Here is a 19,521-nt window from a genome sequence, read left to right as displayed (position 1 = left end):
CACCGGGACCGATCGTCCATTCCGATCAGCGATGGGAGCAGTACCGCGATGAACACCGCGACCATCCTCTCGACCCGCACCCCGGAGCGGCCCGGCAACACCGGACCCCGGCTCGCCGTGCCGGACCGCATCACCGTCGAACTGCCGGCCGACGCGACCGTGCTCGTCTGCAGCGACCTGCACCTGGGCCAGACGCCCAGCCACGCAACCGAGCAGATGCAACGCGACCTGGTGACCCGTCTCGGCTCCTGGGAGGGACCGGGCGCGGTCGTCCTCAACGGCGACTGCATCGAGCTGTGGGGCGAGCCCGAGGGCACGGTCGCCGGTGCCCTGGCCGCCCACCCCGACCTGACGACGGCGTTGCACCGCTTCGCCGAGCAGCCGGGCCGGACGCTGGTGCTGACCGTCGGGAATCACGACGCGCCGATCGCCTGGGACGGCGTCTCCGCAGCCGTGCTGCAGGAGCTGATCGGCGCTCGCCCGGCACTCCAGGCCGACCTGGTCTTCGACACACCGGCCGGACGACGGGTGGTGCGGTGCGAGCACGGGCACGCGTACGACCCGGCGAACGCGTTCAGCGACCCGCGTGATCCGCTCGACTCACCGCTCGGCCAGCACGTCGTGCAGCAGATCCTGCCCGGCGTCCGGCGGGCGCCGCTGCTGTCCGACGTGCCCGACCTGGCCGATCCGAACGCGATCGGCGAGTTCGTCGGCTCGCGGCTGGTCTACCGGCACCTGATGCCGGCCGCGAAGTGGTTGCTGATCCCGCTGGTGGTGCTGCTCGGACTACGTGTCCACTCGCTGGTCCGGTTACTCTCCCACCCGTCCGCGACCGGGCGGCTCGAACACTGGGGATCCTTGCTGGGCGTCGGGTTCCTCGCCGATCTCGCGCTGATGCTCCTCCTGGTCGGGCTGGTCACGCGGGCCGCATACGGCGCTCTGGCCGGTAGCGGGCTCGGTCCCCGCGGTCGCGGCTCCAACGCCGCTCCCCTGACCGCCGCGTCCGCGCTGTGCGCCCAGGGTCTGGACGGTTTGATCACCGGCCACACCCACCAACCGGAACTCGCCCCGGTGCCCGGCGGGTTCTACGCCAACACCGGCAGCGGCACCCGGGTCGTCGAGCGTCGTCCCGGACGCTTCTTCCTGCCGCCGGTCTTCGTCCCGGCGCTCCGGCGGGCCTGGGTCGAAGTCGACGTCCAGCGCGATCTGCGCATCCGCCTCGTGGTCGCCGAGACTCCCAGCGGCGAGTCCACCGGGCTCGAGCGCCTGGCGGCGCGCCGTACGACTCGCCGGGAGGGGCAGCGGGGCGAGGCGCCGCAGGTCGTGGCGGAACTGCCGGGACAGGCCGGCTGGCCGCTCGAGCAGGAGGGCCTGCGACGCCGGGCCGAATTCGAGCGCACCCGCAGCGTCGCCGCGCTCGCGGTCGCCGCGGTCGCGCTCATCGGACTCGGCTCAGCTCTGACCAGCCCCTTCCGCGGTCGTTTCGAAGCGCTGCTGGACGTCCTGCCGGTCCAGGCGCCGCAGGCCGCCGCCGCCGCGGTCGTCTTCCTCAGCACCGCGCTGCTGCTGTTGGCCTGGGGACTGCACCGCGGCCGCAGCGTCGCCTGGGCCACGACGCTCGTCCTGCTGGTCGGTTCGGCCGGACTGCATCTGATCAAGGGACTCGACGTCGAGGAAGCCGGGCTGGCCCTGTCGGTCGCCGCCTGGCTGGCGTACCACCGGGCCGCGTTCCCGACCCATCCCGATCGCCGTGCGCTCCGCCGGGTGCTCGTCCTCCTGGCGACGGGCACCGGGTTCGTCGCACTGGTCAGCACCGCACTCGTGCTCACCACCGGAGCCACCGACACCGCAGGCGAGACCGCCGGTGCGGTCGCCGAACGCCTGATCGGCCAACGCTCCCTGCCGCTGCCGACCGACGGGGCCCTGCTCACCCCGGCTCTGATCGCCGCGGGAATCAGCTTGCTGATCGCGCTGAGCTGGGCTCTGCTCCGGCCGCGGCGGGTGTCCACACCGAACGCCGCCGACCACGCCACCGATCTGGCTCGCGCCCGGCGCATCGTCGCCCGCTACGGCGGCGGCACCCTCGACTACTTCGCGCTCCGTGACGACAAGAGTTGGTTCTTCACCGCCGACTGCCTGGTCGCCTACGCCGTGCGCAACGGTGTCTGCCTGGTCTCGCCCGACCCGATCGGTCCGCCCGAGCAACACGCCGACGCGTGGGCGCAATTCACCGCGTTCGCCGACCGTCACGGCTGGCCGATCAGCGTGCTGGGTGCCGGTGAAGGCTGGTTGCCGACCTACCGGGCCGGGGGCTTACGCCCGGTCTACCTCGGCGACGAAGCGATCGTGGACTGCACGGCCTTCTCCCTCGAGGGGCGCTCCGCGAAGAGCCTCCGAGGCGCTTACAACCGGGTACGCAAGGCCGGCTACACCGTCCGCTTCTACGACCCGGCGACCCTCTCTGCGGAGCTCGCCGACGAGCTGCGGGAGTTGGCCACCGAGAGTCGGGTGGGCCAGACCGAACGCGGTTTCTCGATGACGCTCTCCCGGCTCTGCGACCCCCGCGACACCGAACTCCTGCTCGCTGTCGCCCACGCCCCCGACGGACGGCCGGACGCCTTTTGCCAGTGGGTTCCGGCCGCCGACCTGAACGGCTGGTCGCTGGATCTGATGCGGCGCCGCACCGACGAGGACCTGCCCAACGGCCTGACCGACTTCGTCATCATCGAGACGATCGGCCACCTCAAGGCCGGGGGCGGGTGGGGCCTGGGCCTCAATTTCGCGGTCATGCGTGCGGTGCTGGCCGGCGAGCGCGGGAGCGGTCCGCTCAGCGAGCTCCAGCGGCAACTCTTGCACCGCTTCTCCGACGGCACCCAGATGGAGACGCTGTGGCACTACAACGACAAGTTCCGACCGTTGTGGCGTCCCCGCTACGTCGTCGTGAGCGACCTCAGCACCGTGGCACCACAGGGCCTGGCCATCGCCGACGCCGAGGGGCTGACCGAGATTCCCCTGCTCGGACGCCTGCTGCGTCAGCGTCCCCCGGTCGCGACGGCAGTGGAAGGTGCTCAAGCCGGGCCGGAGCGCGTGCGGCGGGCGTAGGAGCGAGTGGCGATCCGGGCGGAGGGGTGCGTCCGGGTGTCAGGGCCGGAGGTAGGTGCCGGGGGTCTGGCCGGTGACGCGGCGGAACGCCGCGATGAAGGCGCCCGCCTTCTGGTAGCCGACGCGCCGGGCCACCGTTTCGACGGCCACTCCCGCGGCCAGCATCGGGATCGCCGCGCGGACCCGGACCTGGGTGCGCCAGCGGGCGAAGCTCAGACCGGTCTCGTGCGGGAACAGCCGGGCCAGGGTCCGCAGGCCGGCGTGGGTGTAGTCGGCCCAGGCGGCCAGCTCGCGGGAGTCGGCCGGGTCCGCGACGAGCCGTTCGGAGATGACCCGGAGGCGCGGGTCGGTCGGCATCGTGACGTGGATGTCGAACGGCGGCACCGGCGTCAGAAGGCTGAACATGAGCGTTTCGGCGTGGAGCCGGTGCACATCGGTCTCGTAGAGGTACGTGATCAGCTCCCGCAGCAGCGGGCCTCCGGCGACGCCGGTGGGCCGGGACCAGGTGATCGGGCAGGTCGCCGGATCGAACGTGATCGCGGATCCCGCACCGGCTCGCAGGACCGCGCCGCCGTGTTCGACGCCGCCGGGGATCCACAGCCCGTAGCCGGGTGGGACGAGCCAGTCGCGTTCCGCGGCCGTCACCAGGATCGTCGCCGTCCAGGTCCAGAGCAGCTTCGGTTCGGGATGCGCGTGCACTCCGAGGTCGTCGCGCGGCGCGGACTCGCCTCGGTCGATGCTCAGGATCGGCGACGGGGTGTTCACCCGATCGATGCTGCCGCCCGAGCCGCCGGTGACGGGCTCCGACACCCGGCGTTGGCCGTTTCGGGGCATCGGTTGGCCGCCATGCGCGCGCCGGCCGTTCTAGCGTCGACCACGTCAAACGACGAGGGAAGTCGGTATCGGCGATGTCAGGTAAGAACAGCCAGATTCTGGTCTCCGGCGCGAGTGTCGCGGGGTTGACCGCCGCCTACTGGCTCGAGCGTTACGGCTTCGCGGTGACCGTGGTCGAGCGCTCCCCCGGCTTGCGCCCGGGCGGTCAGGCACTCGACGTCCGCGGGCCCGCTCTCGACGTGGCCCGACGCATGGGTGTCCTGGACGAGTTCCGTCGGCGCACCACACGGTTGCGCGGAATGTCGATGGTCGACGACTCCGGCACGGAGATCTACCGCACGACCGAACGCACCCTGACCGGCGGACGCCTGGACTCCGACGACCTCGAGGTCCTGCGCGACGACCTCGTCGAGGTCCTCCACGACGCCTGCGGGCCGGGCGTCCGGTTCGTGTTCGACGACCGGATCACCGGCCTCCGGCAGGACGACCACGGCGTCGACGTGTGGTTCGCCCGCGGCGCGCCGGCCCGGTTCGACGTCGTGATCGGCGCCGACGGGACGCATTCGGGCACCCGCCGCCTGGTGTTCGGCCCCGAAGAGCCGTTCCTGCGCTACCTGGGCGGCTACGTGGCGATCATGACGATTCCCAACTTCCTCGGCCTCGACCGCTGGCAAACGTTCCTGATGGGCGGTGACGACGCCGGAGCCGGGCTGATCGGCCTCGACGGCAGCGGCACCGCCCGCGCCTACCTGGGCTTCCAGAGCGACGAACCGGTCGGGTACGACTACCGCGACGAGGACGCCCAGAAGCGCCTGCTGGCCGAACGGTCCGCCGGTCTGGGCTGGGTGGTCCCGCAGATCCTCGAACACATGAGACACGACGCGTCGGGGTTCCACTTCGACGCCCGCGTCCAGGTCGTCATGGACCACTGGACCAGGAACCGCGTCGCGTTGGTCGGCGACGCGGGCTACGCCGTCTCCCTCACCACCGGCCAGGGTGCGTCGATGGCCCTGGTCGGCGCCTACGTCCTGGCCGGCGAGCTCGCCGGCTCCGCCGCCGACCCGGCGGCCGGCATCACCCGCTACGAAGACGAGATCCGTGACTACGTCCTCGACAACCAGGCCGCCGCACGCCGACTCAACGACCGGAATCACGACGACGACGGCCAGGCCGGCCCGGGAGACTTCGCCGACTTCGGAACCCTGGTCGTGGACCTCGCGCTGAAGGACTACCGATCGCCGGCTCGTCCCTGATCGACCGATCGGCGCCGGCGGTCAGGACTCGAATTTCGACCACTGCCCCTCGGAGATCACCTCGACCGTGCCGTCGACGACCTGGATGGCGGTCTGCTCGTCGATGGCGTAGGCCGGAACCCCGATCTCGGCGGCCCACCGCTCCGCGTCCGCGGGAGTGTTCGTGGGGAAGAAATTGAGGTGCGGGAAGATCGAGAAGCCGACGAGCCCGAGCGCACGATCGTCCGGCGCCGACGGCCATTCGACGAAGTACGTCCCGATCCGGGGCGTCATCACCATGCTTCCCGCGCTCACTCCCACCCAGACCGTCTCGGGGAGCGACGGCAGCAGGTCGGCCAGCCCGGACTCGCGCATCCAGTGGGCCAGATAGGTCGCCTCGCCGCCGTCGGCCAGGAGCACGTCGGCCTCCCGGACCCAGGGGATCCATCGTTCCGGGCCGATCGTGGGCAGCGCGGTGAGCTCGAGGACGCCGAGCGACGCCCAGCCCAGGCCGGACAGGTACTGCCGACCGGACGCGGGGTGGCCGACGATCGATCGTTGCACCGACGTCGGATCGCACATCGGATGGCCCCACTGTGCTGTCGGGACGAACAGGGCGTGGCACTCGTCGATCGGCTTGCCGAGCAGCTGGACCAGCGCCGAGTGGATGCTCGGGTTCGTGACGCCGCCCGACGTCAGTAGGAGCTTCATGGGGCGCAGCGTAGTTCGGTGCCCGGCTACCGATCCGGCGCGATCCCGTCGGCGACGGCGCGACGGCGCTGCTCGAGATCGGCGGCTTCCTCCATCATCTGCAGAAGCGATCGTTCACAACCGGATGACCGGTCCGCCACTGGACCTCGCCTCGGAGATCGCGACCCGCGTCCGGGCCGGGTCGGTCGAACGCGAAGGCGCGGTAGGACGTTCAGCGCGGCCTGACCCGGTCGGCCAACCCCCGGAGGTACGTCGCGTTGAAGTGCAGCGTCTCCGTCGGCGTCCGGTCCCTCGACAGGTCCTCGATCGTGATCCAGCCGGAGTAGCGCTGCCGGTCGAGCGTGGCCAGGACGTCTCCGACGTCGAGGAACCCCTCCGCCAACGGCGCCCACTCGTGAACCCAGCGGTCCCCCGACCTCGCGGCGCGGACGTTCTTGAGGTGAACGTGGTGCAGATACGGTCCGAGCAGCGCAATCGTGAGCCGCGGGTCGGCGTAGCCCTCCCAGACGTTGTTCCCGACGTCGAAGATGACACCGACGTGTTCCGGGTCTGCTCCCTCGATCACGCGAAGCGCGAGCTCGGGGCGATGGTCCGGTGGTGCAGTTCGAGGACGAACCGCACCCCGGTCCGGGCCGCGTGGCTGCCCGCCGCGCGGACATAGGAACGCGTCGCTTCGGCGAGACCGGCGTACGCGAACGGCTCGCGGCCGAGACGCGGGGCCTGGAACCGGATCTGCGGCGATCCGGCCGCCACCGCCATGTCGAACATCGCGTCCAGGCCGTCGCGGTCGCCGACTTGGAGATACGGGCCGAGGCCGACGACGGCCAGCCCGCTCTCCGCGGCGAGCCGACGGACGAGCGCCGCTCCGCCGGGCCCCGGCGGAATCGTGCATCGGTTGGCGGAGAGGAACGGACCGGAGGCAGTGCTGTCGGCGGCGTGGGGAGCGTCACCGACCTTCCACTCGACGCCGGCATACCCCGCGGCGGCGGCTTCGCGAACGGCCTGTTCCGGCGAGAGGTCGTGCAGCGACACGGAGGCGTACGCGATCGGGAACGGGAGACCGAACGTCGGCGTCGGCGCGTTCACCGATCGCGCCGCCGATCCGCGGGCAGGACGAGGGGCAGGCGGGGCAGCGGAGCCAGTTGGGCTCCGCCGCACACATGGATGACTTCACCCGTCACGAACGACGCCTTCTCGGACGCGAGGAAGACGACCGCGTTGGCGACGTCCTCGGGCCGCGTCATCCGGGGCAGCGGTGTGATCTCCCGGTAGCTCTCGAGCAGGCGCGACATGGCGTCGGACGTTCTGCCGTGGGCCGTGAAGTCCGAGACCAGGAAGCTCGGCGCGACCGCGTTGGCCCGCACGTTGCTGCTCGCCAGTTCGGTCGCGAGCGCTCGCGTGAGACCGACGATGCCGGCCTTCATCGTGACGTACGCGACGGGGCCGCCGGACACCCACGAACGGGAGGCGATGTTGACTATCGCTCCCGACCGCTGGCGCGCGAAGGCGTCCGAGCAGGCCGACGCGAGGAACGCCGGCCCGCGCAGGTTGACGTCGGACATCACGTCCCAGTCGCCCTGGCGCAGTTCGGCCAGCGAGGCTCGGCGGTTGGTGGCCGCGTTGTTCACGAGCACGTCGATGCGCCCGAACCGCGCCTCGACCCGATCCACCAGGTGCCGAATGGAGTCGATCGAGCCGAGATCGACCTGTTCCGGTATCGCCTCCAGGCCGGGAAAGTCGGCCGCGAACCTCTGCGCGGATTCGATCACGGCGTCGTGCTCTGGCGCTCGGTGCCGAGCTACTACGTCGTTTGCACCCGGGACCGCGCCCTGCCCGTTGCGCGGCAACGGGATCTCGCCGAGCGGGCCACCTGGTGGGCCGAACTGCCTTCGAGCCATTCGCCGATGATGTCGATGCCCGCCCGGTTGGCGGAAACCCTGGCAGACGCGGTCGATCACCTCACGACGAAGGCTCCTGGACGCGGAGGCCCGGCGGCAGCCGAATAGGCGGCGCGTCCTACGGCCGATGGATTCCGAGCATCACGACCGAGAGCCGAAGGGGCTTGTTCGTCTCATTGCGCCAGCGGTGCCGCGCACCCCGTTGGATCACCACGTCATAGGGGCGCAACGTGCGCTCCTGACCGTCGTCCAGTTCCAGCACCACCTCCCCGTCGAGAACGACCACGAAGTCGACGGTGTCGGTTCGGTGCATTCCGGGAGGATCTGCTTCCATCGCCGCGAACAGGCCCGGGAACAGGCGCTCGGCCTCGTCCAATTGGTCGGCGGTCGGCGCGGCTCCGTCCGACGCGTTCGGTGCAGCGATCTCCAGCTGAAACGCGCGAAGGGCACCTGGCGGAGGAAAGAACGGCATGTCCTCTGCCTCGGCGTAGGCGCCACCGAGCAGGTCGCTCGGGTCGAGCGTCGCAATGATCGGGTAGTTGATCAGATCCGGCGCGAGCGAAGCCGCGACCGGAGCGAGCTGCGACTCGCGCTCGAAGACGGATCGACCCTCCGGATCGACGGCGGTGACGAGAAGCTTCACAGGTCTGCCTTCCGTGGGTTCGACGCCAGCTCTCGGTGGGATCGAAATGCCGGGGAGTGAGTGCGCATCACGATCCGAGGGTGGCCCGGGCTCGCGGGACCCGTCGACGTCCGCTTTCCGCTGGGTGGGGTGCTCCGGTGTCACCGGAACTTTTCCGGCGGCGGGCGACCCCGGTTTCAGCGCCGGATCAGCGGCAGGAACAGGTCGTCGACGATGGACCGGATGCGTTCGCGCGACACGGGCTCGAGCCGGAGCAGCAAGTCGTGGCGCACCAGGTCGTAGGGCATGGCGAGCACGGCCGGTGGCGTGCGCGCCAGGTCGATCTCGCCTCGGGACGCAGCGCGCCGGTAGATGGTCTGGACTCGCACGGCCGGCTGCTCGCCGAAGATCCGTTCCCGCGCCTGCGCAGGGCTGAGTCCGGTGCCTGCCAGCAGTCCGGCAGACCCCGCAAGGGCCGCGGTGATGACGAACGACGCACGCTCCTCACCCATTCCGATGAGCGCGATCAGCAGGTCACCCCGCAGGGTGCCGCTGTCGGGGAGGTCGGCCGGATGGCTGTGGCGATAGTGCGACAACGCCGCGAGCACCAACTCGTCTTTGTTGGCCCATCGCCGGTACAGCACGGCGATCCCCGTCTTCGCCCGGGCCGCGACCGATTCCATCGTCAGCTTCGCGAAGCCCGTCTCCACCAGCTCGTCCCAGGTGGCGTCCAGCAGTGCTGCCTCGAGGGCGGGCCCGCGACGACGCTGGGGACGTTTGTCGGCCGGTGTGCTCATGCCTCCATCATAGGAGAGGCTTGCTTCTCTTATCTGATACCGCTAGCGTTTAAGAGAGGGAAGCAACTCTTATAGCGAGGTGGGCATTGTTCGACACCGCGTTCTCGTCCGGCGCGCCGACCGTGCTCATCGTCGGCGCCGGGCCGGCCGGGCTCACGCTGGCGTGCGATCTCGTGCGCCGTGGCGTGCGCATCCGGCTGATCGAGGCCGCCCCGGCGCCGGCGCCCGGCTCGCGCGGAAAGGGCCTCCAGCCACGCACGCTCGAGGTCTTCGAGGATTTCGGCCTCATCGATGAGGTGCTCGCCGGCGGCCGGATGGCGATGCCGATCCAGTCGATCGCTCCGGACGGCCGGGTGACGCCCGGCGGCGCCGTGCCCGACGCGTTGGCCGGCCGTCCCGACATCCCGTACACGACCAGCCTGATCATCCCCCAATGGCGCACCGAGGAGGTGCTGCGGTCGCGCCTGTCCGAGCTCGGCGGCGAAGTCGAGTTCGGCACGTCGCTCAGCGGTTTCGAGCAAACCGACGACGGCGTAACCGCCCACATCGTCAACCGCGGCCAGCCGGCCACCCTCACCGTCCAGTGGCTCGTCGGCTGCGATGGCGGTCACAGCACCGTCCGCAAGCAGGCCGGCCTCGCCTTCCCGGGCGAAACCCGCGACGACGTACGGATGATCGTCGCCGACGCCCGGGTTGAGGGGCTCGACCGGGAGGCGTGGCGGATCTGGCGCCACGCCGAGGGCATCGTCGCGCTCTGCCCACTGCCGGCAACCAGCACGTTTCAATTCCAGGCCGGAATCTCGCCGGGACAGAACGCGGAACTCAGCCTCTCGAACCTGCAGGCGATCCTCGATCGGCGCACCGGTCGTGCCGACCTCCGCCTGCACGAGCCGACGTGGTCGTCGCTGTGGCGTGCCAACATCCGCCTCGTCGACCACTATCGCGACGGGCGCGTGCTCCTGGCCGGCGACGCCGCGCACATCCATTCGCCCGCCGGCGGCCAAGGAATGAACACCGGAATCCAGGACGCCGTCAATCTCGGCTGGAAGCTTGCCGCGGTGGTCGACGGCGCCCGTCCGAACCTGCTCGACACCTACGAGTCCGAGCGACGACCGGTCGCGGCGCACGTCTTGGGCCTGTCGACTTCGCGCCTCGACACGGCGATCGAGACGAACGAACTGCCGACCGGCCGCGATGCCGGCACGATCCAACTCGATATCGGATATCGCGGCTCGGTGCTCGCTCATGACGACCGCGACGACTCCGCCGCCCTCCGGGCCGGCGACCGCGCACCGGACGCCACCGGGCTGGTGACGCCCGAAGGCGATCGACGACTGTTCGACCTGGTGCGCGGCGGACACTTCGTCTTGCTGTGCTTCGGCGGCGCAGGTGAGAGCGCAACCCCCCGCTTCGAGGTCCAGAGGCTCCGGGTCACCGACGACGCGACAGCCCCCGGCGACCTGGTCGATTCCGCCGACCATCTGCGCCGGACATATGACGCCGGTAGCCGCACGATCGTGCTCGTTCGTCCCGACGGCTATGTGGGACTCATCTCGGACGCGGGCGACGCCTCGGCCGTGACGAGATACCTCGGTGAGTTCTTCTGACCAGGGAAGCTCTCGCGCTGAGGATCTGCCGCCGATCTGGTTGACACCCCCTGCGGATCCACCTCGAACGGAGAGAATCGTGAGCAATAATGCCGGAAATGTGTTTTATGTGGAGGTGCCGGATGGCCGGATCGCTTACGAATCGGTAGGGCGCGGACCGCTCGTGGTGCTGTGCCCGGGCATGGCCGACAGCCGCAGTTCCTTCCGCTTGCTCGCCCCGCTGATCGCTCGGGCCGGGTACCGCGTCGTCAGCGTCGACCTGCGGGGGCACGGCGCGTCCAGTACCGGCTTCAGCTCCTACAACCACGCGGACACCGCGACGGATCTGCTCGAGGTGGTCGGTGCTCTGGGCGGCCCCGCGGTACTCGTCGGACAGTCGTTTTCGGGTGGGGCGGTGACGATCGCGGCAGCGACGACACCGGATGCGGTCAGCGCGATCGTGGAGATCGATCCCTTCACCCGGCCGCCGGCCTACAGCCTGACCACCTTCTTACGGGACCGCCGGTACCGCCGTGGCGCGATCCTGCTCGGGCGGTTTGCCTTCACCGGAAGTCTCAAGAGCTGGTTGAAGTACCTCGACCTGGCCTACCCGGGGCGCAAGCCGGCCGACTGGGACGCCTGGCTGGCCGGGCTCGAGGCGAATCTGCGCGAACCCGGCCGGAAAGAGGCGGCACAGAAGATGGCCGCCTCGTCGGCAACGCTGACGCAGGCCGGCGCACAGCTCGCCGACATCCGATGCCCGGCGCTGGTGGTCATGGGCCGGGAGGATTCCGATTTCCCGGATCCTGAGGCCGAGGCCGCCGCGATCGTCGAGCACATGCCGGCCGGTACGGGGAGGTACGTGATGCTCGCGAACGCGGGTCACTATCCTCACGCGGAATATCCCGAGGCGGTCGCTGACCTGATCGTCGCGTTCCTCGCCGACCGGACCCGTGGCTAGAGCCTCCACGGACATGACGCCTTCCGCCGACCACGACGGAGTGACGGGTGTGGTCACCGGCCGGCCGCTTGTGTGGCTGCGGCTCGAAGCCTTGGCCGTCGGAGTGGCCGCACTTGTCGTCTTCGCCACCACGACACATTCCTGGTGGCTGATCCCTGCGTTGTTCTTCGCTCCCGACCTGTCCTGGCTCGGCTATCTCGCGGGCGCGCGGACAGGCGCGTGGATCTACAACCTCGCGCACTCCACGCTGCTGCCGCTTGCCCTGCTGGCTGCCGGAGCGGTCTGGCAGGTCGACGCGCTCACCGTGGCCGGGGCGGTCGGCCTGCTCCACATCGGCGTCGACCGCGTCCTGAAGTACGGCCTCAAGTACGACCACAGCTTCGCTGTGACGCACCTGGGCGTGCACGGCAACCACTGACCGGTCACGTCCTCGCTGGCCCATCTACTCACTCTTCGCCGGACGCCGGGCGGAATCCAGGAGGCTTTCATGACCACTGCGATGGGCTCCACGCACGATCGGCGGATGAAGGCACGCCGGGGGCTGGTGCTGTTCCTATCTCTGGTGGCGATCTTCAACCTCATTTTTGTTGCCATCGTTGTCGAGACCGACGACACCCGGTGGTTCCTCGCCCTGATGTGGTCGGTCGCGCTCGCCTCGGTGATCTGCCGACTTTTCCTGCGTGAAGGATTCCGCGATGTGTCGTTTCGATTCGGCGGATGGCGAACCCTGCGAATCCTCCTGGCCGCGATAGCGTATCCAATCGCGATCGGGCTGATCGCCTACGGCATCGCCTGGGCCACCGGATTGGCTGAATACACGGATCCACCCCACGGTTTCCTCACCGGCCTCCTGCTCGGGGCAACTGTCACAACGGCAGTCGCCTGCCTCTCGACGACCGGCGAGGAGATCGGCTGGCGCGGTTACCTGCTGACCCGGCTCATCGAGGCCGGCGTTCCTCGCCCGGTACTCTCCAGCGGGGTGATTTGGGCGCTCTGGCACGCGCCGTTGATCATCACCGGCTCCTATGTCGTGAACAGTGGCGGATCCAAGATCATCGGGCTGGTCGGCTTCGCGTTGACCACTATTTCCTCGGCTTTCGTGATTGCTCGCGTCCGCCTCGAAACTGGCAGCATCTGGCCGGCGGTGGTTCTGCATGCCGCCTGGAACAGCATCATTCAGAGCGCCTTCGACCCCGCCACGACGGGCGACGGTGCACAGACATGGCTCGGCGAGGGCGGTGTTCTCGTCTCGGTCGTCGCCGTCGTCGCGGCCGCGCTGGCGTCGCGCGGCCGATGGACGAAACTGCTGGCTCCGGGCGAACCCCTTGTTGGTGCCGGCCCCTCGCAACCAGCGGGCAAGGGAACGAGCTGAGACTTGGCGTCGCCGCCCGGCCCGTCCGGACCGGCCGCTGGGCCAGGCCGTGCGGGCGCGATCGCCGACGACGAACAGCGGACACTGCTCGGTGGCTCCTCCCGACGCCGTGCGATCTCTCCCCACTGGCACGAGTGGCCACTTCCGCTCGCAGCACCACCCCACCGGAGTGGTGCTGCTTCGCGGCCCACTCGACCACGCGGAACGCGACGCACCCGCAGCAGTCACTCCCGTCCGGCGCGTCCGCCGTCGTCCGGAGCGCGCCCACGTGCGACGAGCGTCGGCCGGTTCGGTAGGCGAGCGGTGAGTACTCATCGGAGCCGACGCTCGGGAGACGGCGGGAGTCCACTCCCGCCGTTCACCGACGATCAACCCGCGACGAAGTTGAACAGTGCAAGAAGGAGTAGGACCGCACCGGCGAAAGTCCCACCACCGGCGAGCAGTGCTGTCGGGACGTTGTCGCTGGCCAGCCACGACAGCCAGCCGGCCGCAGCGCCGGCCAACGATCCTGCCAATAGCATCACCGCCGCCCATAACGGGCGTTGCTCCCGCTGATTCATCGATGTCCTTTCGGCGAAGCGGGCTCAGGGGGGTGCGTCGCGGTCAGCGGTCGCCCGTCGGGCGCAGTGTCTGCAGCCATGACCGTGGGCCTTCGCCGTCGTCCAACTGCCAGAACGTCCACCCATTGCGGTTGTCGTTCACTTGAGGGTTGTAGTGACGGACAACCGCGCGGGCGGCGCCGGTGGGGGTCTTGAATGACTGTCCCGCCAAGGGGCCGTCCGAGATCACGACTCGAGCCGGGCCGTAGAACCGTGCTCTGACCTCGTGTCCCTCGTAGATCGCCAAGATTGCGACGCCGGACTCGCCTGGATCAGGCTCGGGCTGCAGGGCGAATCTGCCGACTAGTCTCCGAATGATCTCCCCTTCGGAAACATCGTCCATTTTGGCGGCGAATGAGATCACCTGCTTGGTGACTTCGTCCACCTCGATATGAGCCAACTTGATTCCCTCCCTTGAAACGTAGATCAAGCGCGCCCTGCGACGGTACTCGCGTGGCCGCCGGTTGCGCTACGACGACCTGCGCGCGGAGCGTTCGTGGGGCGCAAATTGTGGGCACAGGCCCACTGCCGGCCATGGTGGGGCCCCATGACTTCTCGGCGTCCTCGTGGCTCGTTGTGCGACGGGGTGTCGAGGCTGCGGCTGGTCACTGCGCGCCTCAGGCTAGCCAGCTCGGCCGGTTGCCTTTGCAGTACGACGTCGCCCTCCTCGGCGATGAAGATCCCGGTCTCCACACCGCGCCTGGTGGCCGCGGCGAAGACGACCGCATTCACCTGCTGCCGGAGCGTCAGTGCGCGGAGTGTCGCGTGTCGGTCCTCGGCTGCCCGAAGCGAGTAGCAGTCCCCGGAGGCGGGAGAGTCTTCCACGTCGGCCCGCGCTGCAAGGGACTCCGCGACGGTCGGAGAGCCGTCCGGCGCAGCGGCGGAACCCCGGCCGACCTGGTCCGGAAGCCGACCGGTGGCGTTCTCGCCGAAGGGCGCGGCGGTTGTGAACACTGCAAACGTCGCCCAGCGCGACGGGCGGTTCACGAAGTGGTCGAGTGCCGTGAACGTGGCAGGTGGTCCGATGGGCTCCTCGACGCTGAGGAGCGAGTGTTGTGAACCGAACGTTCGCGGCGTCATCCCGACGATCGAATCGGCGCGCGTCCGGCGAGAAGGTAGTCCCAGGACGGGGACACACCCCGCCGAACAACCTCAGGAGGCTGGACGACATGAGCGGCTGCTACGACTACGACTACTCGTACGACTGCAACGACAACTCGTACGACTACGACTGCCGCCCCCGTCGCCGCCACCACCGCAAGCACTACAACGACTGCTGGGACTACAACTACTGCAACTGAACCACCCAGCACCCCGGCCCGGAACGCGAAACCCGCGCTCCGGGCCGCTCCACGTCCGGGCCGCTCCACGTCTGCGCCGGGATGCCGCCCGACGTCTTGGCCCCGATCCGGCCGTCGACGACTCCCACATCGGCGCCGCCTCGGAGAGCGAAAACGCTCGCCATCACGGGACGAGCTATCCCGCCCTGGCGGTGAAGCGGCGTCGGTAGTCAGCCGGGCTGACGCCCATGTGCCGCTTGAACAGGGCCCGCATGGTGGCTGCGCTGCCCAGTCCGGAGTGCCGCGCGACGGTCTCGAGCCCGGGAGCGCCCTGCTCGATCAGACGGCAGGCCAGGGCGACGCGCTCGGCGGTCAGCCAGGCCAGCGGCGTGGTGCCGAGTTCGGCGCGGAAGCGGCGGTGCAGGCTTCCCGCGCTCATGCTGCCCCGGCGGGCGAGCGCGGCGACGGTGATCGGCTGGTCCAGGTGCTGCTGGGCCCAGGCCAGCACCGTCGCGAGGGACTGGCCGGTGGCCGGCGGTACCGGGCGTTCCACGAACTGACGCTGCCCGCCGTCACGATAGGCGGCGAAGACGAGACGGCGGCTGACGTGGTTGGCGATTTCGGCGCCGTGGTCGCGCCGCACGATGTGCAGGCCGAGATCGAGTGCGGCGGCGCTACCGGCCGAGGTGAGCAGCTCTCCGTCGTCGATGAAAAGTACGTCGGGTTCCAGGCGCACCGAGGGAAAGCGGAGCCGGAAGTCCTCGGCCAAGGTCCAATGGACCGTCGCCCGGCGCCCGTCGAGCAGGCCCGCCTCGGCGAGGGTGAACGCACCCGTGCAGAGGCCGACGAGACGCGCGCCGCGGTCGTGGGCGCGGCGCAGCGCGGCGACCAAGGCCGGGCGGGCCGGGGTCTGCACGTCCGGCCGGTTCGGCACGATCACGGTGTCGGCCCCGTCGATCTCGTCGAGGCGTCCCACCGCGCCGATGCTGAACAGCGCGTCGCGCATGGGCGTCGACCGTCGCGGGGCGGCCACCCGGAGGTCGTACAGCGGGAAGCCGATCTCCGGTCGGAGCGGGCCGCCGAAGATCTCGCATGCGCAGCCGACCTCGAAGGGGTTGGACTGCTCGTCGACGACGAGAACGACCCGATGTGAGGATCTCAGCGGCATTGGTCATTCCTCTCAAGGCCACGGTGCCGGCGGCCCGGTCAGTATCGGTGCATGCTCACCAAGTTCGCTCTGGCCGACGAAGCGGCCGGGCTCACCGAGTTCTGGTCCCAGCGGACGCTCGCCGTGGCCAACGGAAACCTGTTCAAGGTCGCGAAAGGTACCCGGTCGACGAACTGGCACTCCCACGACGATCAGGACGAGACCTTCCTGCTGCTGTCCGGGAAGCTGACGATCCAACTGCGGGACGGTGACGTGCACCTGAGCCCGGGTGACCTGCTGGTCATCCCGCGGGGCGTCGAGCACTGCCCACGGGTCGACGGCGAGGAGGCCCATTTCCTGCTGGTCGGTCCCGACGTGACCTCCACCGCGGCCGGCGGCAAGCCGTCGTGGAGCGACGCTGACTGACGGGGTGCCGTAGCCGGGCTTCAAGGTCCTCGGGGGCCTACGGACGCCGGATCCCCGAACCCACAACGACCCGATGATCGCCGTTGGCGTGCAGCGGCGTTCGACGCCTACGCCGCCGAGGCAGGACGTCCTCTGGCGACCACCTCTCGTCAGCGCCGTACCGGCTGGACGGGCCGGAACGGGTGGAGCGGGACGGTGACCGACCGGCCGGCGCCTCGTCGTCGAAGTCATCCGCAGGACGCGGTACTCACAGCGATCGCGGGCCGGTCGGTGTCAGCAGTTCGATCGCGTTGTCGACCTCCAGGTCGATCAGCCGCTGCGCCTCGACGGACTGGCCGTCGAGCATGCCGGTGAGTTCGAGACTCACGATTCCGTGCACGCGCGTCCAGATGGCGATGGCGGTGCGCGCAGTCCGCGGCGTGGTGTCCGGCCGTTGCTGGGTCCGGGCCCACGTCCGTAGTTGCCCGTCCAGCGTCCGGTCGCCGCTCGAGTCCTCCCGGGACGCGCGGTCCGACAGGGGTGCCAGCAGATCGACGAGCAGGGCCATCGCCTGATCCAGCGGGGTCCGGGCACCGACGTCTTCGGGTGCGCCGACGTCTTCGGGTGTGCCCGCGCCCCGCTGGCCGAAGAGCATTCCGTACCGGTGCCCGTACCGGAGAGCCCACTCCCGGTACGCAGCGACCAGGAGCCGCACCCGGGTGCGCGGTGCCGGGCCGCTGCCCTCGAGCGCCTGGGTCATCGCCGTCACGAGTTGCCGGTAGGACCGGGTCATCAGGTGCGTCAGCAGCGCGTCCCTCGACGGGAAGTAGCGGTACACCGCCGGCGCGGACATCGCCATGCTCCTGGCCAGCGCTGCGATCGACAACGCGTGCACACCGTCCGTGTCGATGATCGCGAAGGACGCGTCCTCGATCTCCTGGAATGTCTGTGCCCGCAGCCGCTCACGTCGGTTCATCGCCTGCGGTTCGTTAACCATCGTCGCATCGTAACGGTCTAAGCCCTTAGTTATTGATCATCGCTCTGCGACGGGTTGACGCTGAGCGATGGACATGCGCATAGTTACCGGTGTTCGCAGAATGATGGACCGTAACGAATTTGAGGAGCCCGCCATGAGTACCGCCGTGACCACCTCCGAGGTGGTACTGCCGGGCAAGGTTGCGCCATCGGGCCTGCGGCTGGCGAAACGCACGCTTCCGGCGCCGGCGGCCGGCCAGGCGCTGGTGCGGGTGGAGTCCACCGCGGTGTCGTTCGCCGAAAGCGCGATGCGCCGGGGCCGCTACCAAGGCCAGCCCAAGTTCCCGTTCGTGCCGGGCTACGACCTCGTCGGCATCGTCGAGTCGGTCGGCTCCGACGTGGACCAGGCGCTGATCGGCCGGCGGGTCGCCGCGCTGACCAAGACCGGCGCCTGGGCCACGGCAGTCCTCCTGACCGCCGCCGAACTGGTGGAGGTACCCGACGGAGTCGGGGCCGACGAGGCGGAAACGCTCGTCGTCAACGGGCTGACCGCGTACCAGATGCTGCACGGCAGCGCGAAGGTGCGAGCCGGGCAGACCGTTCTCGTGCTGGGTGCCAGCGGCGGGGTGGGCACGATCCTGGTGCAACTCGCCCAGCGGGCGGGCGTCCGCGTGATCGGCACCGCGAGCCCACGCCATCACGAGGCGCTGCGCGCACTCGGGGCGGAGCCGATCGACTACCACGACCCCGACCTCGCGGCCCGGGTTCGGGAACTGGCGCCCGACGGGGTGGACGCCGTGTTCGATCACCTCGGCGGGGCCAGCCTCGACCGCTCCTACCGGCTGCTCAACCGCACCGGGACGCTGGTTTCGTACAGCATCGCCAGCTACCTCGACGACAAAACTCCCGTATTGCTGACCTTCCTGGTGCTGCTGACCAAACTGACGTACTGGAACTCCCTGCCCACGGGCAAGCACGCGAGCTTCTACAACGTCTGGGCCGGCGCCGGCAAGCCGGGCTCGGTCAAGCGGGCGGCGTTCCTGGCCCGCATCCGTACCGATCTCACGCACGTCTTCGGCCTGCTCCGGGACGGCGAACTCACCGCGCAGATCGCTGCCCGTTTTCCGCTCACCGAGGTCACCGCGGCGATGGAGCTGTCGGAGTCCTCCGGCCGCACGGCCCTCGGCAAGATCCTCCTGGTCCCGTGAGCCGCGGAGCACCCGTGTCGTCCTTGACGGCCAACTCGCCCCGCACCGTCGCACGGTGGGCCGGGCCGGCCCTCGTCGCGGCGCCCCTCATCAGCCTGATCTCCGAGGCCGTCGTCGCGGCCGCATGGAACCGGCGTCCGTACAGCTATCTCGACGACTACGTCAATTTCCTCGGCAACCCGTTCGTCGGCGAGTTCCGCGGTTTCGTGATCTCCTCGCCGCTGTGGTGGCTGATGAGCATCGCGTGGGTCGTCTCGGGATCGCTCGTCGCCGCCGCGAGCGTCGCCCAGAGCCGACGGCTGACCGGCTGGAAACGACGGACGACCGCCGGGCTCGGGGTTGCCCAGGCAGTCGCCTTGCTCCTGTTCGCCGCGTTCCCGCTCGGCCCAGCGCGTTTCGACGACGGAACCCTGGTGCTCTATCTGGTCGGCGCATTCCTCTCGATCATCGCCGGAAACGCGCTGGCCATCGTCAGCGGGCTGTCGGGCAGCGCCCTCGGGCTCCCCCGCTGGCTCGCGATCGCGAGCATCGTGCTCGGCTGCATCGGGCTGCTCAACATCCCCCTCACGTACGGATGGACGCCCACCGGACTGGCCGAACGCATCTCCCTCTACAGCTACCTCCTGTGGGCTCTGCTCACCGGCCTCGCGCTCACGCGGGCCTCCGCGGCGCATCCCCGTCGTCAGGCCTAGCGATTCGCACCTGCACCGCATCTCTCCGTCTCGCACGGAAGCGGCGTGACCGGGCACCGGGTAGCTTCGTGGCAGAGGACACGACCGGGCGAGGAACACG

21 protein-coding genes are annotated in these 19,521 nt (G+C 69.7%); 10 read left to right on the top strand and 11 right to left on the bottom strand.

Annotated elements, in window-relative coordinates:
• Positions 1 to 48: 48 nt before the first annotated feature.
• Positions 49 to 3,102: a phosphatidylglycerol lysyltransferase domain-containing protein gene (locus ACIBZJ_RS41590; RefSeq protein ID WP_395939120.1), complete on the top strand. Its 3,054-nt coding sequence runs from the start codon at positions 49 to 51 to the stop codon at positions 3,100 to 3,102.
• Positions 3,103 to 3,141: 39 nt separating this feature from the next.
• Here the strand turns inward: ACIBZJ_RS41590 and ACIBZJ_RS41585 are convergent, their stop codons facing one another.
• Positions 3,142 to 3,936 carry an AraC family transcriptional regulator gene (locus ACIBZJ_RS41585; protein ID WP_395939119.1) on the bottom strand — a complete coding sequence of 265 codons (795 nt, stop codon included), beginning with the start codon at positions 3,934 to 3,936 and terminating at the stop codon, positions 3,142 to 3,144.
• 74 nt (positions 3,937 to 4,010) lie between these two features.
• Here ACIBZJ_RS41585 and ACIBZJ_RS41580 point away from each other — a divergent pair, with 74 nt between their 5' ends.
• Positions 4,011 to 5,189, top strand: a complete 1,179-nt coding sequence (locus tag ACIBZJ_RS41580) for an FAD-dependent monooxygenase (protein WP_395939118.1) — start codon at positions 4,011 to 4,013, stop codon at positions 5,187 to 5,189.
• A gap of 21 nt (positions 5,190 to 5,210) precedes the next feature.
• On the opposite strand, the gene ACIBZJ_RS41575 is transcribed toward ACIBZJ_RS41580, so the two are convergent.
• The 6 genes from ACIBZJ_RS41575 to ACIBZJ_RS41550 all read right to left on the bottom strand — a co-directional run bounded on the left by ACIBZJ_RS41575 (position 5,211) and on the right by ACIBZJ_RS41550 (position 9,196).
• Complete coding sequence (locus ACIBZJ_RS41575; protein WP_395939117.1) at positions 5,211 to 5,879, bottom strand: Type 1 glutamine amidotransferase-like domain-containing protein; 669 nt, start codon at positions 5,877 to 5,879, stop codon at positions 5,211 to 5,213.
• A gap of 211 nt (positions 5,880 to 6,090) precedes the next feature.
• Positions 6,091 to 6,444: a sugar phosphate isomerase/epimerase family protein gene (locus ACIBZJ_RS41570; RefSeq protein WP_395939116.1), complete on the bottom strand. Its 354-nt coding sequence runs from the start codon at positions 6,442 to 6,444 to the stop codon at positions 6,091 to 6,093.
• Positions 6,441 to 6,965, bottom strand: coding sequence for a sugar phosphate isomerase/epimerase family protein (locus ACIBZJ_RS41565; protein ID WP_395939115.1), 525 nt, complete (start codon positions 6,963 to 6,965; stop codon positions 6,441 to 6,443). The genes ACIBZJ_RS41570 and ACIBZJ_RS41565 overlap by 4 nt, the downstream gene beginning before the upstream one ends.
• Positions 6,962 to 7,648: an SDR family NAD(P)-dependent oxidoreductase gene (locus ACIBZJ_RS41560; protein ID WP_395939114.1), complete on the bottom strand. Its 687-nt coding sequence runs from the start codon at positions 7,646 to 7,648 to the stop codon at positions 6,962 to 6,964. Before ACIBZJ_RS41560 ends, ACIBZJ_RS41565 begins: the two co-directional genes overlap by 4 nt.
• Before the next feature lie 247 nt (positions 7,649 to 7,895).
• Positions 7,896 to 8,420, bottom strand: coding sequence for a cupin domain-containing protein (locus ACIBZJ_RS41555; protein ID WP_395939113.1), 525 nt, complete (start codon positions 8,418 to 8,420; stop codon positions 7,896 to 7,898).
• Positions 8,421 to 8,596: 176 nt separating this feature from the next.
• The gene (locus tag ACIBZJ_RS41550; RefSeq protein ID WP_395939112.1) at positions 8,597 to 9,196 is read right to left on the bottom strand and encodes a TetR/AcrR family transcriptional regulator; all 600 of its coding nucleotides are present in this window, start codon (positions 9,194 to 9,196) and stop codon (positions 8,597 to 8,599) included.
• 122 nt (positions 9,197 to 9,318) lie between these two features.
• On the opposite strand from ACIBZJ_RS41550, the gene ACIBZJ_RS41545 reads away from it, so the two are divergent.
• The 4 genes from ACIBZJ_RS41545 (at position 9,319) to ACIBZJ_RS41530 (ending at position 13,115) form a co-directional block, all read left to right on the top strand.
• On the top strand, positions 9,319 to 10,803 hold the full coding sequence (locus ACIBZJ_RS41545; RefSeq protein ID WP_395939173.1) for an FAD-dependent oxidoreductase: 1,485 nt from the start codon (positions 9,319 to 9,321) through the stop codon (positions 10,801 to 10,803).
• Between the two features lie 79 nt (positions 10,804 to 10,882).
• Complete coding sequence (locus ACIBZJ_RS41540) at positions 10,883 to 11,743, top strand: alpha/beta fold hydrolase (protein ID WP_395939111.1); 861 nt, start codon at positions 10,883 to 10,885, stop codon at positions 11,741 to 11,743.
• Between the two features lie 13 nt (positions 11,744 to 11,756).
• Positions 11,757 to 12,161 (top strand): DUF4260 domain-containing protein, encoded by a 405-nt coding sequence (locus tag ACIBZJ_RS41535; RefSeq protein WP_395939110.1) that lies wholly within the window; start codon positions 11,757 to 11,759, stop codon positions 12,159 to 12,161.
• A gap of 69 nt (positions 12,162 to 12,230) precedes the next feature.
• On the top strand, positions 12,231 to 13,115 hold the full coding sequence (locus ACIBZJ_RS41530) for a type II CAAX prenyl endopeptidase Rce1 family protein (RefSeq protein ID WP_395939109.1): 885 nt from the start codon (positions 12,231 to 12,233) through the stop codon (positions 13,113 to 13,115).
• Positions 13,116 to 13,483: 368 nt separating this feature from the next.
• Here ACIBZJ_RS41530 and ACIBZJ_RS41525 read toward each other — a convergent pair whose 3' ends face one another.
• Positions 13,484 to 13,675: a hypothetical protein gene (locus tag ACIBZJ_RS41525; protein ID WP_395939108.1), complete on the bottom strand. Its 192-nt coding sequence runs from the start codon at positions 13,673 to 13,675 to the stop codon at positions 13,484 to 13,486.
• A gap of 43 nt (positions 13,676 to 13,718) precedes the next feature.
• On the bottom strand, positions 13,719 to 14,144 hold the full coding sequence (locus ACIBZJ_RS41520; protein WP_395939107.1) for a hypothetical protein: 426 nt from the start codon (positions 14,142 to 14,144) through the stop codon (positions 13,719 to 13,721).
• Positions 14,145 to 14,883: 739 nt separating this feature from the next.
• Between ACIBZJ_RS41520 and ACIBZJ_RS41515 the strand changes: the two genes are divergently transcribed.
• Entirely contained in the window at positions 14,884 to 15,015 is a 132-nt protein-coding gene (locus ACIBZJ_RS41515) for a hypothetical protein (RefSeq protein ID WP_395933060.1), read from the top strand.
• Positions 15,016 to 15,190: 175 nt separating this feature from the next.
• Here the strand turns inward: ACIBZJ_RS41515 and ACIBZJ_RS41510 are convergent, their stop codons facing one another.
• On the bottom strand, positions 15,191 to 16,162 hold the full coding sequence (locus tag ACIBZJ_RS41510) for a GlxA family transcriptional regulator (RefSeq protein WP_395939106.1): 972 nt from the start codon (positions 16,160 to 16,162) through the stop codon (positions 15,191 to 15,193).
• A 51-nt stretch (positions 16,163 to 16,213) separates the two neighbouring features.
• On the opposite strand from ACIBZJ_RS41510, the gene ACIBZJ_RS41505 reads away from it, so the two are divergent.
• Entirely contained in the window at positions 16,214 to 16,567 is a 354-nt protein-coding gene (locus ACIBZJ_RS41505; protein ID WP_395939105.1) for a cupin domain-containing protein, read from the top strand.
• 247 nt (positions 16,568 to 16,814) lie between these two features.
• Here ACIBZJ_RS41505 and ACIBZJ_RS41500 read toward each other — a convergent pair whose 3' ends face one another.
• A complete protein-coding gene (locus ACIBZJ_RS41500; protein ID WP_395939104.1) occupies positions 16,815 to 17,543 on the bottom strand; it encodes a TetR/AcrR family transcriptional regulator in 729 nt (242 codons plus the stop codon).
• Positions 17,544 to 17,676: 133 nt separating this feature from the next.
• Between ACIBZJ_RS41500 and ACIBZJ_RS41495 the strand changes: the two genes are divergently transcribed.
• Both ACIBZJ_RS41495 and ACIBZJ_RS41490 read left to right on the top strand, forming a co-directional pair.
• Entirely contained in the window at positions 17,677 to 18,729 is a 1,053-nt protein-coding gene (locus ACIBZJ_RS41495) for a medium chain dehydrogenase/reductase family protein (protein ID WP_395939103.1), read from the top strand.
• 14 nt (positions 18,730 to 18,743) lie between these two features.
• Positions 18,744 to 19,421: a DUF998 domain-containing protein gene (locus ACIBZJ_RS41490; RefSeq protein ID WP_395939102.1), complete on the top strand. Its 678-nt coding sequence runs from the start codon at positions 18,744 to 18,746 to the stop codon at positions 19,419 to 19,421.
• Positions 19,422 to 19,521: the final 100 nt, after the last annotated feature.

It is taken from the genome of Cryptosporangium sp. NPDC051539, assembly GCF_044454545.1.
Lineage (GTDB): Bacteria > Actinomycetota > Actinomycetes > Mycobacteriales > Cryptosporangiaceae > Cryptosporangium.
This window is presented reverse-complemented; position numbering and strand designations above follow the sequence as displayed.